Origin of the sequence: Pseudofrankia inefficax, assembly GCF_000166135.1 — a bacterium.
GTDB classification, from domain to species: domain Bacteria; phylum Actinomycetota; class Actinomycetes; order Frankiales; family Frankiaceae; genus Pseudofrankia; species Pseudofrankia inefficax.
The window spans coordinates 7243403-7258408 of sequence record NC_014666.1 but is presented as its reverse complement, the minus strand read 5'-3'; the positions used below and the strand labels follow the sequence as shown (position 1 = coordinate 7258408).

Sequence of the window (15006 nt, the reverse complement as noted above, 5' to 3'; positions counted from 1 at the left end):
GCACCGGCCGGTGGCGGCCCGGGGCAGGCCGGTCACGGGATCGGGTGGTGCACCGTGACGAGCTTGGTGCCGTCGGGGAAGGTCGCCTCGACCTGCACCTCGGCGAGCATCTCCGGGATGCCGTCCAGGACGTCGTCCCTGGTCAGCACGGTGCGCCCGGCGGCCATCAGCTCGGCGACGGTGCGCCCGTCGCGCGCCCCCTCCAGCAGGAAGGAGGTCAGCAGCGCGACCGCCTCCGGATAGTTGAGCCGCAGACCGCGGCCCCGGCGCTCCTTGGCGAGGTTGGCCGCGACATGGATCAGCAGGCGTTCCTGTTCATGCGGGCTCAGCAGCACGGCGCCAAACCTAGGGCCAGCAGATGTCGACCGCGTAACACCGGCCGCTGGCGCGTCGCCGTCGTCGCGAACGCGGGGACTGAATTCGTCACGTTGGGTCACGGTTGTGGGTGTTTGCTGGCCGTCGGTCGGACTCGACCCGCGTTCGACCGGCAGGTCCGGCCTGCGAGGCCGGGCCGGATTCGTCACAACCTGCGGGAGTTACACCGTGTTCACAAAGGGGCGATGGCCGCGACACGGCTGCTTTCTAACGTCCCGTGGAACCGCCCGGGAGGGCCGGATGGGCCGGCGGTGGGGAACTCAACCCCGGGGCGACGATGGGGGTTCGGTGACAACGGGATTCGACAGGCGCAGCTTCCTGCGGCGCGGTGCGGGCATGGCCGCGGGCGCAGCTGCTCTGGGTATTGGCGGCAGCGAGTTTCTGGCCGCGTGTGGGAGCAGCGGCTCCGGGGGCAGCTCGGCGGCCAGCAGTGGTCCGTCGTCGTTCGGCGCGCTGACCTACCGGCTCTCCTGGATCAAGAACGTGGAGTTCGCCGGCGCGTACATCGCCGACCAGAAGGGCTACTACAAGGCGGCCGGCTTCACGTCGGTCAACCTGATCAGCGGTGGCCCGAGCGCCACCCCGCAGGACGCCGACGTGGCGACCGGCAAGGCGTTCATCGGTATCTCGGCCCCGGACATCACCGGTGCCGCGATCCTGCAGGGCGCGCCCATCAAGATCATTGGCGCGCAGTACCAGAAGAACCCGTTCGCGATCATGTCGCTGGCGAGCAAGCCGATCAAGACGCCCGAGGACATGATCGGCAAGAAGATCGGTGTCCAGGCCACCAACGAGTCGGTGTGGTCCGCGTTCCTCGCGGCCAACAACATCGACCCGTCGAAGATCGACAAGGTGCCGGTCCAGTTCGACCCGACGCCGCTGACCACCGGTCAGGTCGACGGGTGGTTCTCCTTCATCACCAACGAGCCGAACCTGCTCAAGGTGAAGGGCATCGACACCGTCACGTTCCTGCTGGCGGACTTCAAGTACCCGCTGGTGTCCGAGACGTACATGGTCACCACAGACACGCTCGCGAAGGACAAGGACAAGATCAAGGCGTTCCTGACCGCCGAGATCAAGGGGTGGCACGACCAGATCGCGACCCCGGGCACCGGCGCGAGCCTCGCCGCGACCGTCTACGGCAAGGACCAGGGCCTCGACACGGCCGAGCAGACCCTCGAGGCCAAGGCCCAGAACGAGCTGCTGGTCACCGCCGACACCAAGGCGAACGGCCTGTTCACGATCACGCCGGCCCTGATCGAGGAGAACATCGCCACGCTCAAGCTGGCGAAGGTCGACATCACCGCCGACCAGCTCTTCGACACCAGCATCATCGACGAGCTGTACAAGGAGCAGCCGGGCCTGAAGACGATCCCCGCGCTGGGCTGACCCGCCACGCTGATCGTCCCGTCCCCGGTCCAGCCCTAGAGGAGAAGCCGAGCCTGACATGAGCGCTTCCGCCACGCCCACACCGGAGCCCGCCGTCGACGCGGCGGCAGTCACCTTCGGGGAGGAGGCGGCCGTCCCTACGGCCGCCGCCGAACCGGCCCCCGGCTCCGGGGTCAGCGTGACCGGACTGCGCAAGGAGTTCAGGCTCGGCCGTCGTTCGGTCGTCGCACTGGACGACGTGAACCTTTCCACGGCGGAGGGCTCGTTCCTCACGCTGATCGGGCCCTCCGGCTGTGGGAAGTCGACCGTTCTGCGCATCCTCGCCGACCTGGAGGCGCCGACCCAGGGGGAGGCGCTCGTCCACGGCGAGCGCCCGGCCGCGGCCCGGCGCGCCCACCACCTCGGCATCGCGTTCCAGGACGCCGCGCTGCTGCCCTGGCGGTCCGTCGAGGCCAACATCCGGCTGCCGCTGGAGGTCAGCGGCAGGAAGGCGGACCGAAAGGTGATCGCCGACCTGATCTCACTGGTCGGCCTCACCGGCTTCGAGAAGGCCCGCCCGGCCCAGCTGTCCGGCGGCATGCGCCAGCGGGTGGCGATCGCCCGCGCGCTGGTCGTCGAGCCGAAGGTGCTGCTGCTCGACGAGCCGTTCGGCGCCCTGGACGACATGACCCGCCAGCGGCTGAACTTCGAGCTGCTGCGGATCTGGACCGAGCGGGCGACCACGACCCTGCTGGTCACCCACTCGATCCCGGAGGCGGTCATCCTGTCCGACAAGGTCGCGGTCATGACGCCGCGGCCCGGCCGGATCAAGGAGATCGTCGAGATCGACCTTCCTCGCCCGCGCACCTCGGAGATGTTGCGGACCCCGCGCTTCCACGAGCTGCACGACGAGCTGTCCGGCCTGCTGTTCGGGGGCCAGGACGAAGACGAGCGGGCCGCGTGACCCCGGCATGACAGCGCTCCAGGACACTCCCGCCGGCGCGGTCGCCGCCCCGCCCAGCGGCAGCCCATCCCAGGACGGTTCCCGGGCCCGCGCGGGCGCGCCCTCCTGGCTGGGCGGCCTGATCGGCACCCTGGCGATCATCGCGCTCTGGTGGATCCTCGCGGTCACCGCGTTCAAGCACGGCGGCGCGGTGCCGACGCCGTGGGCGGTCGTCAAGGACTTCTGGACGGACCGCCACCTGTGGCCGACCCCGGTCGCCACGACCGTGTGGATCGCCTTCCAGGGCTATCTGATCGGCAACGGCCTGGCCATCGGCCTGTCGATCCTCTGCTTCGGCATCCCGGTCGTCGACCGCATCCTGCTGCAGATCGGGGTGGCCTCCTACTGCCTGCCGATCATCGCGATCGGCCCGATCCTGACGACGGTCTTCAACGGCACCGCGCCGGAGATGGCGCTCGCCGGGATCTCGGTCTTCTTCACCACCCTGGTCGGCACGCTCACCGGCCTGAGCGCGGCCGACCAGACGACCCTGGACGCCATCCGCGCCTTCGGCGGCGGGAGGTTCGCCCAGCTCCGGTTCGTCCGGCTGCGCGCCGCGCTGCCCAGCACGTTCGCCGGGCTGCAGATCGCGCCGCCCGCCGCGCTGCTCGGCGCGATCATCGGCGAGTACCTGGGTGCGGACAAGGGCATCGGGATCACCATGATCGCCTCGGAGCAGGCGTTCGACGTCCCGCGCACCTGGGCGCTGGCCATCATCGCCTCCGCGATCGCCGCCGTCGGCTACGGCATTACCTCGCTGATCGCCCGGCTGCTCACCCCGTGGGCGCCGCGCGGCAACCCCGGAGGTGGATCGTGACCACCACGGCCGCTCCGGCGACCGAGTCCGGGCCGGTGCCGGCCCCGGCCGTCGCGCCGCCGGTGGAGCAGCGCTCGCCCGGCTCGCTGCTGCTCGTCACCGCGCTCGCCCGGCTGGGCCGCACCTTCGGCCAGGTCCTCGCGTCCGTCGTCGTGATCGTGATTCTCTGGTACGCCTTCCTGAAGGTCTTCCACCTCAACCCGCTGGTGGCCAAGGACCCGAAGGCCGTTTATCACTACCTGTTCACGGTCCCGAAGGCGCACGAGCATCGGCACGTGATCTTCCACGGCCTGCTGGAGACCCTTCTCGACGCGCTGTACGGCTACGTCGCCGGCACGGTCGCGGCGATCGTCGTGTCGGTGCTGTTCGTGCTGTACCGCCCCGTCGAGCAGGCGTTCCTGCCGGTGGCGATGGTGCTGCGCTCGGTCCCGCTGGTCGCGATGACCCCGATCATCACGCTGGTTTTCGGCCGTGCCGTGATGGGTGTCACGGTCATCGCCGGGATCGTGGTGTTCTTCCCGTCGCTGGTGAACATCGTCTTCGGTCTGCGCTCCACCCCGAAGGCCGCAGCGGACCTGGTCACCGCGTATGGCGGCAGCCCGTTCACCGTGCTGCGCAAGGTGGCCATTCCGAGCGCGTTGCCGGCGCTGTTCGCCTCCGCGCGAATCGCCGTGCCGGGAGCCATCATCGGCGCGCTGCTCGCCGAATGGCTCGCCACCGGCAAGGCGCTCGGTTACTACATGGAGCACTCCCAGCAGGTGTTCGACTACGGCGGCGTCTGGGCGTCGGTCATCGTGATCACGGCGGTGAGCGTCGCGCTCTACGGCGTCGTCGGCATCATCGAGACGGTCGTCCTCGCCCGGTACGGCCCGGCGCCAGCCCGCGGGAAGTGACCCCCTGAGCCGGCCCGTCGTTCACCCGCGGTTTCCGACCGCGAGGGTGACGCACGTTACTGGTCGGCGATGCTGACCTGGACCTCCCGCCGATTCACGCCGGATCGGCGGGAGCGCCATTTCCGCTGGTCTTCCGGCGAGACGCGCCGGGCCGGCCGAACAGCTCGCATCATTCCTGGTCAGCGGCCTTTGTGCTGGAGAGCACTCGATGCGCGGCAGCAATCGGTGACTGTCCGGTCCGTGGCTGCGACAATGACATCGGCGGCGGCCGTTCAGGGCAAGCCGGTAGGTGAAGTCGAGGCGGACAAACCCGTTCGCCATCCTTCGGGTGACTTTCCGCCGGCCCGCTACGTCACCTGGGGGTCAGACCCCCCAGACCCCCCAACCGGAGGGCCCGTGTGAGTGTGACGACGGCCGGCGTGGGGACGGCGCTGGCGGCGGGGTGGCCGGGCGCGGGGACCACGGCGCCTGGGATGAGTTCCGCGGATCTCGCGGTGGGGCCGGCGTTACTGCCCGCCATGACCACCGGGAGCCGCGGGCCGGCGCCTGCCGGCGGGGCCGGCCGGCTGGGGCCCAGCGACGGCGAGCTCGCGCGGCTGCGGCGGGTCGCCGTCGGCGAGGAAGACGCCGACCTGCTGGTGCACAGCGGAACCGTCGTCGTCGTGCAGACCGGCGAGCTGCTGCAACGGGACGTCGCGATCGTCGGCCGGTTCATCGCCGCCGTGACGAGGCCTGGTGCGCTCGCCGGGCGCCGCTCGCTGGACGCGACCGGCCGCTACCTGCTGCCCGCCTACCTCGACGCCCACGTCCGCCCGGAACGGACCCTGCTGCTGCCCGGCGAGGCCGCCCGGCTGCTGGTGCCGCGCGGCACCGTGACCGTGCTGACCGACCCCACCGGCCTGGTCGCCCGCTGCGGCCCTCGTGGCGCCGGGATCGCGACCTCGACCGACACCCCGCTGCGGGTGCTGGCCCGCCGGCCCGGCGCACCCGGCCCGGCGGCGGGGGACCTGCTGCCCGGCGAGCAGACCGTCGGCCACCGGGCGCTCGCCGACCTGGTCGGTTACGGCCAGCTCGCCTGCGCGGTGCGGTCCGGGATCCTGGCCGGGCTGGCGCCCGCCGAGGCCGTCCGGCGCGCGACGCTCGCGCCCGCCCGCCGGCACGGGCTCGACCAGGTCCTCGGCGCGATCCTGCCGGCCCATCTGGCCGACCTGCTGATCGTCACCGAGATCGGCGGTATCGAACCACCCGACCTCGTCGTCGCCGGCGGGCGCATCGCCGCCGGCCAGGGGCGGCCGCTGTTCGACAACCCCGACCGAGCCCCCCGCTGGGCCCTGGACACCGTGCGCCTGCCGGTGAACCTCCACGTCGACTCGTTCGCGCTGCCCGGCTGGCCGGGGCATCCGGCGCCGCTGCCGGTGGCCGTCGAGATCGTCTCCCGGATCTCCACTCCGGTGGTGCCCTCGTCCCGGACACCCGGCCTGGCGGGGCTGCTCCCAGGGCGCCCTGGGCTGCCCGGGAGCGGCGGCCTCGCTCCGACGGTGCCGATTCAGCCGCTGGCGACGGCGTCGGCCGGTGCGGCCGTCCCACGGCAGGTGCGGATCGAGCCCGCGGTCCGCAACGGCCTGATCGTGGCCGACCCCGACCACGATCTGCTCAAGGTGGCCGTCGTCGACCGGTCCGGCAGCCACGAGCCGGTCCGGGTCGGGCTGCTGCGCGGGGTCGGGCTGACCAGCGGCGCCGTCGGCGTCACCACCAGCGACCCGCCCGGTGACCTGGTGCTCGTCGGCACCAACGACGCCGACATGCTCACCGCCGCCCGCGCCCTGGAGGGCATGGGCGGCGGGTACGTGGTGATCGACCGGGGCTGGGTGCAGGCCGCCTGCCCACTGCCCGTCGCCGGCATCGTCAGCGACGCGCCGTGGGAGGCCGTCGACGGCCAGCTCGCCGCCGCCGACGCCGCGGCGGCGGCGATCGGCTGCCGGCTCGCCGGGCCGCTCCAGACCCTGGCCGACCTGGGGACGGCCCTGTTCACCCGTCCCGCTCCCTGACTCGGGGGCCGGTCCGCGAGAGGTGGCCGCCTACCCGAGCCGGCCGGCACCCGGCCGGGTCAGCTCAGCCCGCGGCCTCGGCGGGCGGGGCGGCCTTGTCTGTGGGCGGCGCCTTCGCCAGGTCCGGGCCGCCGGCGGCTGCGCCCGCCGGCGCCTCGGCTCCGGCGGCGACCGCCTCCCCGGTGGCGACGGCGGCGGCGGAGTCCCGCAACGCCCGCTGGGTGTAGTCGGACAACGTCCAGGAACGCCGTGGCGTGGCCGCGTTCTCGATCTCGACGAGGCCGGCGCGGACCATCCGGAACAGCGCCCGGCGGGCCTCCGTCTTCGAGACGGCCAGCATCTGCGCGACCTCCTCGGTCCGCAGGCGCGGCTGCCGGCGCATTCGGTTGATGATCTGCAGCTCGGGCAGGGACAGCGGCCGGCCGACCAGCTCGTGCATGAGCACGAACCGGGCGAACCCCAGGTCCGGCCGCCCGCCCGGGAGGACCACGACCACGGCGTGATCACCGCTGCGGCCGTGGTCGGGCGGCGCGTGCCCGTGGCGCAGCTGCTCCCGCCAGATCTGGCCGATGCCCCGACCGGTGCGCGCGACCAGGCCGGCCCGGCGGAACGCGTCGGCGAGCAGGGGGTTGCGCGGGCTCGGCGGCGCCGACAGCAGGGTGTCCACCGTGATCCCGGCCGGGAGGCCGGACGGGTTCGAGACGATGATCTGGTCCTCGGACCACTGGACGTGCACCGCGCCCGGCGCGGTGTAGTCGCGGTGGATGAGGGCGTTGGCGAGCGCCTCCCGGAACGCGGCCTCCGAGTACACCGGCACCCGCATCCGGACCAGGTCGAAGCGCACCTCGCGGTTCGGGTTCAGCTCCCGGAACCGGGCCAGGAACTCCTCGACCAGCCGCAGCAGCGGCCAGCGCAGGAACACGTTGGTCCCGGTCGCCAGCCCGTCGATCCGGTCGAAGACCTGAATGGCGGCCTCGTGGGTCGGCGCGAGCCTGCGCAGCGCCTCCGGCCGGCCGAACAGCAGCAGCCCGGCGAGCAGGATCTCGACCCGCGCCGGGTCCGCGCCCTCGGCCGACGGCCCGTTCGGCTCGGACCCGTCCGTGGCGCCCTCCGGCGCGGCCAGGCGCACCACGCCGAGCTCGCGGGCCAGCGCCAGGTCGTCGAGAACGGCGAGCCGCTGGTCGGCCTTCTCCCGGGCGGCCCCGATGAGGCGGCGCAGCCGGTCGAACTCGACCGGGTCCAGGTCCGCCCACGAAGCGCCGGGCACGACCCGACCGGTGACGTCGACCGCCCCGGTCACCGGGCAGGCGGGCGTTCCCTGGCCGCCCGGGGCGCCATCAGCGTTTCGCACAGGGTGCCACCTGAAAGAAGAGCGGCTCTTGCGAAGCCGCGTGTCCGACGCTCGTCCCGCATAGGCGCTCGCCTGGTTGGGACGCCGCCTTCGGTCGATCTTGACCGTTCGGCTGACGTTACTCCCAGTCTCGGGTGCTGACGAGGATCTGTCAGACGAATGTCAACGGCCGGCGCGGGTCGGTGGGCGTCGCGGCGCGCGGGTGAAGCGGCCGTCCGGCTCGGCCCCGGCGGCGGCCCGGCGCGGGTAGCGGGCGGCCCGGGTGAGGAAGGCGGCGAGCACCCGGCGCAGCGCCACCCCGGCGGCGTCGGCCCGGACGTGCACCTCCTCGGCCAGGTCACCGTCCCCGCTGATCAGCGGCAGCCCGTCGACGGCGAACCGGTGCTGCAGAGCCAGGTCCTCGTCGAGGATCGCCTGCTCGAACCGGGCCGCCTCGGCCAGCCGGGCCGTGTCCCCGCCGAGGTCGTTGCGCATCAGCCGGGTGTAGACCCGGCTCGCGCCGTCGTCCTCGGGCTGCAGGCAGAACAGGATGGCGTTGATGATCCCCGCGTCCGGGTACTCCATCCGCAGCCGCAGCATGAACGGCGGGCGGAACACGTAGGTCGACACCCGGCGCTGCACCAGCGGGCGCAGGCCGGCCGCGACCCCCGGGTCCTCCGGGTTGGAGACGTCCTGCTCCATGACGACGCGGAAGCCGTCCCCGTCGGCGTCCACCCGGTAGGGCGGCACCAGCATGTCCTCACCGACGTCGCCGATGGTGGCGGCGTGCACGAACGGGAAATGCGCGGTGTCGAGGAAGTTGTCGGCGAGCAGCCCGGCGGCGGCGGTCGAGCGCGCGGGCTCCAGCCACGTCGAGTCGAACCCGTCCTCACCCGCCTCGGGCAGGGCGAGGATCTCGGCGAACGGCTCGTCGGGGGCGATCCAGACAAGGCCGTGGCGCTCCGTGACACCCCAGGCGGTGGTGGCGCGGGCACGCCGAGGAGCCGGGACACCCGGGCCGAGGGCCGGAACGAGCGTGCAGCCACCGTCCGCGGCGTACCGCCAGCCGTGGTACGGGCAGACCAGCGTCTCGCCGTCGACCCGCCCGGCCGACAGCGGCGCGAGGCGGTGCGGGCAGCGGTCCTCGAACGCGGTGAGCACGCCGTTCAGGCGGGCGAGCACCCACGGCTCGCCGAGCAGGCGCACCGCGAGTGGTTCGTCGCCGAGCTCGGTGGACAGCGCCACCGGGTGCCAGCCATGCCGCAACGCCGGATCCGTGTTCGTCAGACGGAGCGACACGTACACCACCCTTCCTCGCGGAGCGCCCAGCACATCATCCTCTGCCCACATGGCGTCGCCGTTTCCCGAGGGCCCGGTGCGAGGTAACACTCAGTGAGAGTTGGTCCTGAACATGCTCGTAACCTGCGGGTCCTATCGTCGCAGCGCGGGTCGTTGGGGCCGGTTGGCGGCATTCGGGCCGGTTCGGCCGCGCGGTGCCCGCGCCGCCGGCCGCGTTCGGCGCCGGGCCGGTCGGACGGTGACCGACGGCCCAGCCGCGTGACGTGGTGGTCATGGTGCGCGCGGCGGTCCCGAGCTGTACTGACGGGGAGTGACAGGCGAGAGGGGAGCCAGGTGACAGGCGCCACGGCCGTGCTGCACCGGCCCGGCACGGTCGGTGAGGCGGTCCGGATGCTCGCCGAGGTCGGCGACGTGGAGCTGCTCGCCGGCGGGACCGACCTCGTCCCGGCGCTGCGTGCCGGCCTGCGCCGGCCGCGGGCGCTCGTCGCGCTGCGCCGCGTCCTGGAGCTGCGGGCCCGTGGCGTCGCCCCGGACCGGCTGACGATCGGTGCCGGCGTGACCTATGCCGAGCTCGCCGACTGGGAACCGGCGCCTGGCCTGGCCGCGGCCGCCCGCGCCGTCGGCTCCGCGCAGATCCGCAACACCGGCACGGTCGGCGGCGCGCTCGGCTCGGCGAACCCGCGTGGTGACCTGCTGACGTTCCTCACCGCCGTCGACGCCGAGGTGCTCACCCGCTCGGCCCGCGCCGGCTCGCGCGCCGTGCCGTTGGTCGGCTTCCTGGCCACCGGCCGGCGGCGCGGCGAGCTGGTGACCGCCGTGCGCGTCCCGGTGACCCGCGGGCCCCAGGTCTTCCTGAAGATCGGGGGCCGTCAGGCGGCCTACCCGGCTCTGCTGAACTGTGCCCTGGTCGTCGACGGGGCCGCGGGACGGATCCGCTGCGCCATCGGCGGCGTCACGACCGGCCGGCTGCGGCCGGGCGACGCCGAGGACTTCGCGGCCGGCGAGATCGACTGGTCGGCGCCGCTGCCGTCCGGGGCCGGCGTCGCCCAGCGGTTTGGTGAGCTGGTCGCCCTGGCGGCTCAGGAGGCCCCCGAGCAGTTGCCGGCCGGTCCGCGGGACCCGGCTGACTACCGGTGGCACGCCGCCGGGGTGCTCGCGTCCCGGGCACTGGCCCGGGCGCTGGCCGCCGCGAGCGGCGACAGCGACAGCGGCGCCCGCGGTGGCGCGGACGGCGACGGCACGCGCGGAACGGGGACGGCGTGACGGCGGGAACCGACCCCACCCCCAGACAGGACCAGGGCGCCGCGGCGCCCGGCCGCCGGGTACTGGACCGCTCCAGTGCCGCGCCGGCCGGCGACGACCTGTTCGACGGGGAGGCGGACCCGATGGCCGCCATCTATCACCTACGCGTCGACGGCACGCTGCGGGCCATCTCCGGCGCGGCCCTCGCGGACTCGCTGCTGGCCGTCCTGCGCGAGCGGCTCGGGATCACCAGCGTCAAGGACGGCTGCGAACAGGGCCGGTGCGGCTCGTGCTCGGTGCTGCTCGACGAGAAGGTCGTCGCCGCCTGCACGGTGCTCGCCGCGGACGCGGTCGACGCACGGGTGACGACCCTGGCCGGCCTGCCGGCGGACGGCCTCGGGCCAGCCGTGCAGGCCGCGTTCCTGCGGGACGGCGCGGTCCAGTGCGGGTTCTGTACGCCCGGCTTCGTCGTCGCCGTCACCGACCTGCTCGGCCGACGGCCGGACGCGACCGAGGGGGAGATCCGCGAGGCCCTCGCCGGCAACATCTGCCGCTGCACCGGCTACGGCCGGATCCTCGCCGCGGTCCGGGCCGTCCAGGCCGAGCTGGCGGACCGGCCGTGAGCGCGGGCGGATCGGTGAACGGCTCCGGGCCGGCCTCGCCAGCCGGCGGCCGGCCGGCGGTACGGCGAACCGGAGAACCGGCCTCGACGGCGCTGCCGGCGCCAGGCCGGGAGCGGATCGGCGCGCCCTCGCTGCGCCCGGACGGCCCCGCCAAGGTGACCGGGGTGTTCCCCTACGCCGGCGACCTGGCCAGCCCCGGCATGCTGCACGCCCGTACCCTGCGTAGCCCGCACGCCCGGGCCCGGATCCGGGCGGTCGACACCGCCGCCGCGCGCCGGATCCCCGGGGTGGCGGCGATCGTCACCGCCGCGGACGTCCCCGGCGTCGCGACCTACGGTCTGATCGGCCTCGACCAGCCGGTGTTCGCGTCGACGGAGGCCCGGTACGCCGGCGAGCCGGTCGCCGCGGTCGCCGCCGTCGACGCGGCCACCGCCCGCCGCGCGCTGGCCGCGATCCGGGTCGACTACGAGCCGCTCGCGCCGATCGTCGACCCGGAGGCGGCGATGGCGCCCGGCGCCGAGCCGCTGCATCCGGACAGCCCCGCGTACGGGCCGGACGGCTGGGCCTACTCGGGCCACCCGAACGTCTTCCGCGCGATCGACCTGCGCCACGGCCCGGACCCGGACCTCGTCGGGCCCGTCGCCGTCGAGGACACCTACGTCTTCGGCATGCAGGACCAGGCGTTCCTCGCCCCGGAGGCTGCCCTGGTCACGCCCGCGGCCGACGGCGGGGTCGAGCTGGCGGTGGCCACCCAGTGGCTGCATTCCGACCGTGAGCAGATCGCAGCCTGCCTCGGGCTGCCCGACGAGCGGGTCCGGCTCACGCTGGCCGGCGTCGGCGGCGCGTTCGGCGGCCGCGAGGACGTCACCCTGCAGGTCCACGGCGCGCTGCTGGCCCTGCGCACCGGCGTGCCGGTCCGGATCGGCTACGACCGGGTCGAGTCGTTCCTCGGCCATCCGCACCGGCATCCGGCGATCATGTGGTTCCGCCACTCGGCCACCCGGGACGGCCAGCTGGTCGCCGTGCAGGCCCGGGTCATCCTGGACGGCGGCGCGTACGCCTCGTCGTCGCGCGCGGTGATCGCGAACGCCGTCACCCATGCCGCCGGTCCCTACCGGGTGGCGAACGCCCATCTGTACGGCGCGTCCACCCGCACGAACAACCCGCCGTGCGGGGCGATGCGCGGCTTCGGGGTCCCGCAGGTGACGTTCGGGCACGAGGCCCAGCTGGACCGGCTCGCCGCCGCCCTCGGGCTGGACCGGGTCGAGCTGCGGGCCCGCAACGCGCTGGCCGCGGGCGACATCCTGCCGACCGGCCAGCCGATCCCCGGCCCGATGCCGGCCCGTGAGCTGATCGAGCTGGTCGCGGCCCGGCCGCTGCCGCCCGCCCTCGACCCGGCCAGCCCGGACGCGACCAGCGGGCTGGCGCTGCCCGGGGGCCGGCCGGCCGGGGCCGACCCGTCCCGGGTCCGCCGTGGCGTCGGCTACGCGCTCGGGGTGAAGAACCTGCTGTTCTCCGAGGGCTTCGACGACTTCGCGGTCGCCAGGGCCCGGCTGGAGATCGGCCCGGACGGCCAGGCCAGGGCCTGGGTCCATACCGCCTGCGCCGAGGTCGGCCAGGGCTTCGTGACGATCGCCGGGCAGATCGCGCGCACCGAGCTCGCCGTCGAGGAGGTCGTGCTCGCCCCGGCGGACACCGACATCGGCAGCGCCGGCTCCACCAGCGCGTCGCGGCAGACGTGGATGAGCGGCGGGGCCGTGCGCGGCGCCTGCGTCGGCGTCGCCGACCGGCTGCTGGCCCGGGTCGCCCGCTCGCTGGGCCTGCCCCCGTCGGTCGTCGAGGCGCCGCGGCGGGTGCTCAGCCTGCGCGACGGCGAGATCATCGGACCGGAGGTCGGGGTGCGCATCCCGCTCGCCGAGGCGCTGGCCGACGGGCCGGTCGAGGCCGAGTTCACCCACCGCCACCGCGAGACAGAGCCGATGGACGCCTACGGCCAGGGCCACGCGCATGTCGCCTATGCCGCTGCCGCGCACCGCGCGGTGGTCGACGTCGACCTCGATCTCGGCCTGGTACGGGTGGTGTCGCTGGCGCTCGCCCAGGACTGCGGGACCGTGCTCAACCCGTTGTCGCTGCTCGGCCAGGTCGAGGGCGGCACCGCCCAGGGCCTGGGCATCGCGGTGATGGAGGAGCTGGTCACCGTCGACGGGGTGGTGGCCAACCCGACGTTCCACGACTACCTGCTGCCCACGATCGCCGACGTGCCCGACCTCGACTTCGTCGCGGTCACCTACCCGCAGCAGGACGCGCCGTACGGGGTGAAGGGCGTCGGCGAGGCGCCCACCGGGACGGCGACGCCGGCCATCGTCGCGGCGATCCGGGACGCCGTCGGACGGGACCTGCGCCGTGTGCCGGTCCGCCCCGGCGACCTGGTGGCGACACCGGCCGTCAGCGCGGCCGCCCGCACCGAGACGACCGTCTACACGCCGATCGCGCTGGACCGGCCGGCGGCGCCGTCCGACCCACCGGTATTGCCCGCGCACCTGGAGGGTGGGGCCGATGACGGCTGACGTGACCGAGCCCGGCGGCCGGGCGGGCGAGGCGCCGACCCCGCTCGCGCTGCCGGAGCGGGTGGAGGTGCTGCGCTCGCGGCGCGTCGTCACCCCGGACGGGGTGATCGCGGCAGCCGTCCACGTCGCCGGCGGCCGCATCACCGCGGTCACCGGGCCGGACGAGATTCCCCCCGGCGCGCACGTCACCGATCTCGGTGATCTCGCGCTGCTGCCCGGGGCCGTCGACACGCACGTGCATGTCAACGAGCCCGGCCGCACCCACTGGGAGGGCTTCGCGACCGCGACCAGGGCGGCGGCGGCCGGCGGGGTCACGACCATCATCGACATGCCGCTCAACTCGATCCCGCCGACCACGTCCGTCGACGCGCTCGCGACGAAGCGGGCCGCGGCCAGCGGGCAGGTCTTCGTCGACGTCGGGTTCTGGGGCGGGATCATCGGCGCCGACGCGAACAACCTGCGCGACCTGGCGGAGCTGCACGACGCCGGCGTGTTCGGCTTCAAGGCGTTCCTCGCGCCCTCAGGAGTCGAGGAGTTCCCGCACGTCTCGCTGGACGCGCTGGCCGCCGCCGCCCGGGTGACCGCCCGGCTCGGCGCCCTCACCGTCGTGCACGCCGAGTCCCCGACGGTCCTCGACACGGCGCCACCCGCGGCCGGCCGGTCGTTCGCCAGCTGGCTGCGCTCCCGCCCGCCGGCCGCCGAGACCGAGGCCATCGCGTCGCTGGCCGCGCTGTCCGCCGCGACCGGGGCGCGGCTGCACGTGCTGCACCTGGCCGCGGCCGAGGCGCTCGACGACGTGCTCGCCGCCCGCGACGAGGGCCTCGCGCTGACCGTCGAGACCTGCCCGCACTACCTCAGCTTCATCGCCGAGGAGGTCCCCGACGGCGCCACCGAGTTCAAGTGCGCGCCGCCGATCCGGGAGGCCGCCAACCTGGAGCGGCTCTGGGACGGGCTGGCCGAGGGCCTGCTCGTCGGCGTCGTCTCCGACCACTCGCCGGCGAGCCCCGACGTCAAGTCGGTCGACACCGGCGACTTCGGCACGGCCTGGGGCGGCATCGCCTCGGTCCAGCTCGGCCCCCGCGCGGTCTGGACCGGAGCCCGCCGGCGCGGCCACGGGCTGGCCGAGCTGGCCCGCTGGGTGGCCACCGGGCCGGCCGACCACGCCGGGCTCGGCCACAAGGGCCGGATCGCCGTGGGCGCCGACGCCGACCTGGTCGTCTTCGACCCCGAAAGTTCAGCTGTGGTGGACGCCGCAACGCTGGCCCATCGACACCCGCTCACCCCCTACGCTGGACGCACGCTGGACGGGGTGGTCCACGCGACCTACCTGCGCGGTCAGCGGATCGACGGCCCCCGTCCCGCACGGGGCCAGTTGCTCGCCCGCTGACCGGCGGCAGCCGTCGCCAGCCGCCCGCTGTACAGGTGACACGGTGCCCGAGCC

At 74.3% G+C, this 15006-nt stretch carries 12 protein-coding genes; 9 read left to right on the top strand and 3 right to left on the bottom strand.

Features of this window, described 5'->3' with window-relative positions; translation table 11 throughout:
• Positions 1–32: 32 nt before the first annotated feature.
• A complete protein-coding gene (locus FRAEUI1C_RS29300) occupies positions 33–335 on the bottom strand; it encodes an urease subunit gamma (protein WP_013427000.1) in 303 nt (100 codons plus the stop codon).
• Between the two features lie 328 nt (positions 336–663).
• Between FRAEUI1C_RS29300 and FRAEUI1C_RS29295 the strand changes: the two genes are divergently transcribed.
• From FRAEUI1C_RS29295 to FRAEUI1C_RS29275, 5 genes are all read left to right on the top strand, one after another.
• Positions 664–1764 (top strand): ABC transporter substrate-binding protein, encoded by a 1101-nt coding sequence (locus FRAEUI1C_RS29295; RefSeq protein WP_041259719.1) that lies wholly within the window; start codon positions 664–666, stop codon positions 1762–1764.
• Positions 1765–1822: 58 nt separating this feature from the next.
• Positions 1823–2707 carry an ABC transporter ATP-binding protein gene (locus FRAEUI1C_RS29290; RefSeq protein WP_013426998.1) on the top strand — a complete coding sequence of 295 codons (885 nt, stop codon included), beginning with the start codon at positions 1823–1825 and terminating at the stop codon, positions 2705–2707.
• A gap of 7 nt (positions 2708–2714) precedes the next feature.
• A complete protein-coding gene (locus FRAEUI1C_RS29285) occupies positions 2715–3563 on the top strand; it encodes an ABC transporter permease (RefSeq protein ID WP_013426997.1) in 849 nt (282 codons plus the stop codon).
• Entirely contained in the window at positions 3560–4456 is an 897-nt protein-coding gene (locus FRAEUI1C_RS29280; RefSeq protein ID WP_013426996.1) for an ABC transporter permease, read from the top strand. Before FRAEUI1C_RS29285 ends, FRAEUI1C_RS29280 begins: the two co-directional genes overlap by 4 nt.
• A gap of 473 nt (positions 4457–4929) precedes the next feature.
• A complete protein-coding gene (locus tag FRAEUI1C_RS29275; protein WP_083819763.1) occupies positions 4930–6504 on the top strand; it encodes an adenine deaminase C-terminal domain-containing protein in 1575 nt (524 codons plus the stop codon).
• A 64-nt stretch (positions 6505–6568) separates the two neighbouring features.
• Here the strand turns inward: FRAEUI1C_RS29275 and FRAEUI1C_RS29270 are convergent, their stop codons facing one another.
• Both FRAEUI1C_RS29270 and FRAEUI1C_RS29265 read right to left on the bottom strand, forming a co-directional pair.
• Positions 6569–7855 (bottom strand): ATP-binding protein, encoded by a 1287-nt coding sequence (locus tag FRAEUI1C_RS29270; RefSeq protein ID WP_013426994.1) that lies wholly within the window; start codon positions 7853–7855, stop codon positions 6569–6571.
• Positions 7856–8017: 162 nt separating this feature from the next.
• Positions 8018–9133 carry a Rieske 2Fe-2S domain-containing protein gene (locus tag FRAEUI1C_RS29265; RefSeq protein ID WP_049807282.1) on the bottom strand — a complete coding sequence of 372 codons (1116 nt, stop codon included), beginning with the start codon at positions 9131–9133 and terminating at the stop codon, positions 8018–8020.
• 333 nt (positions 9134–9466) lie between these two features.
• On the opposite strand from FRAEUI1C_RS29265, the gene FRAEUI1C_RS29260 reads away from it, so the two are divergent.
• The 4 genes from FRAEUI1C_RS29260 to allB all read left to right on the top strand — a co-directional run bounded on the left by FRAEUI1C_RS29260 (position 9467) and on the right by allB (position 14952).
• Complete coding sequence (locus FRAEUI1C_RS29260) at positions 9467–10396, top strand: FAD binding domain-containing protein (protein WP_013426992.1); 930 nt, start codon at positions 9467–9469, stop codon at positions 10394–10396.
• A complete protein-coding gene (locus FRAEUI1C_RS29255) occupies positions 10393–10998 on the top strand; it encodes a (2Fe-2S)-binding protein (protein WP_013426991.1) in 606 nt (201 codons plus the stop codon). The genes FRAEUI1C_RS29260 and FRAEUI1C_RS29255 overlap by 4 nt, the downstream gene beginning before the upstream one ends.
• A 92-nt stretch (positions 10999–11090) precedes the next feature.
• Complete coding sequence (pucD, locus tag FRAEUI1C_RS29250) at positions 11091–13565, top strand: xanthine dehydrogenase subunit D (protein WP_049807281.1); 2475 nt, start codon at positions 11091–11093, stop codon at positions 13563–13565.
• Positions 13555–14952, top strand: a complete 1398-nt coding sequence (gene allB, locus FRAEUI1C_RS29245) for an allantoinase AllB (RefSeq protein ID WP_013426989.1) — start codon at positions 13555–13557, stop codon at positions 14950–14952. Before pucD ends, allB begins: the two co-directional genes overlap by 11 nt.
• Positions 14953–15006: the final 54 nt, after the last annotated feature.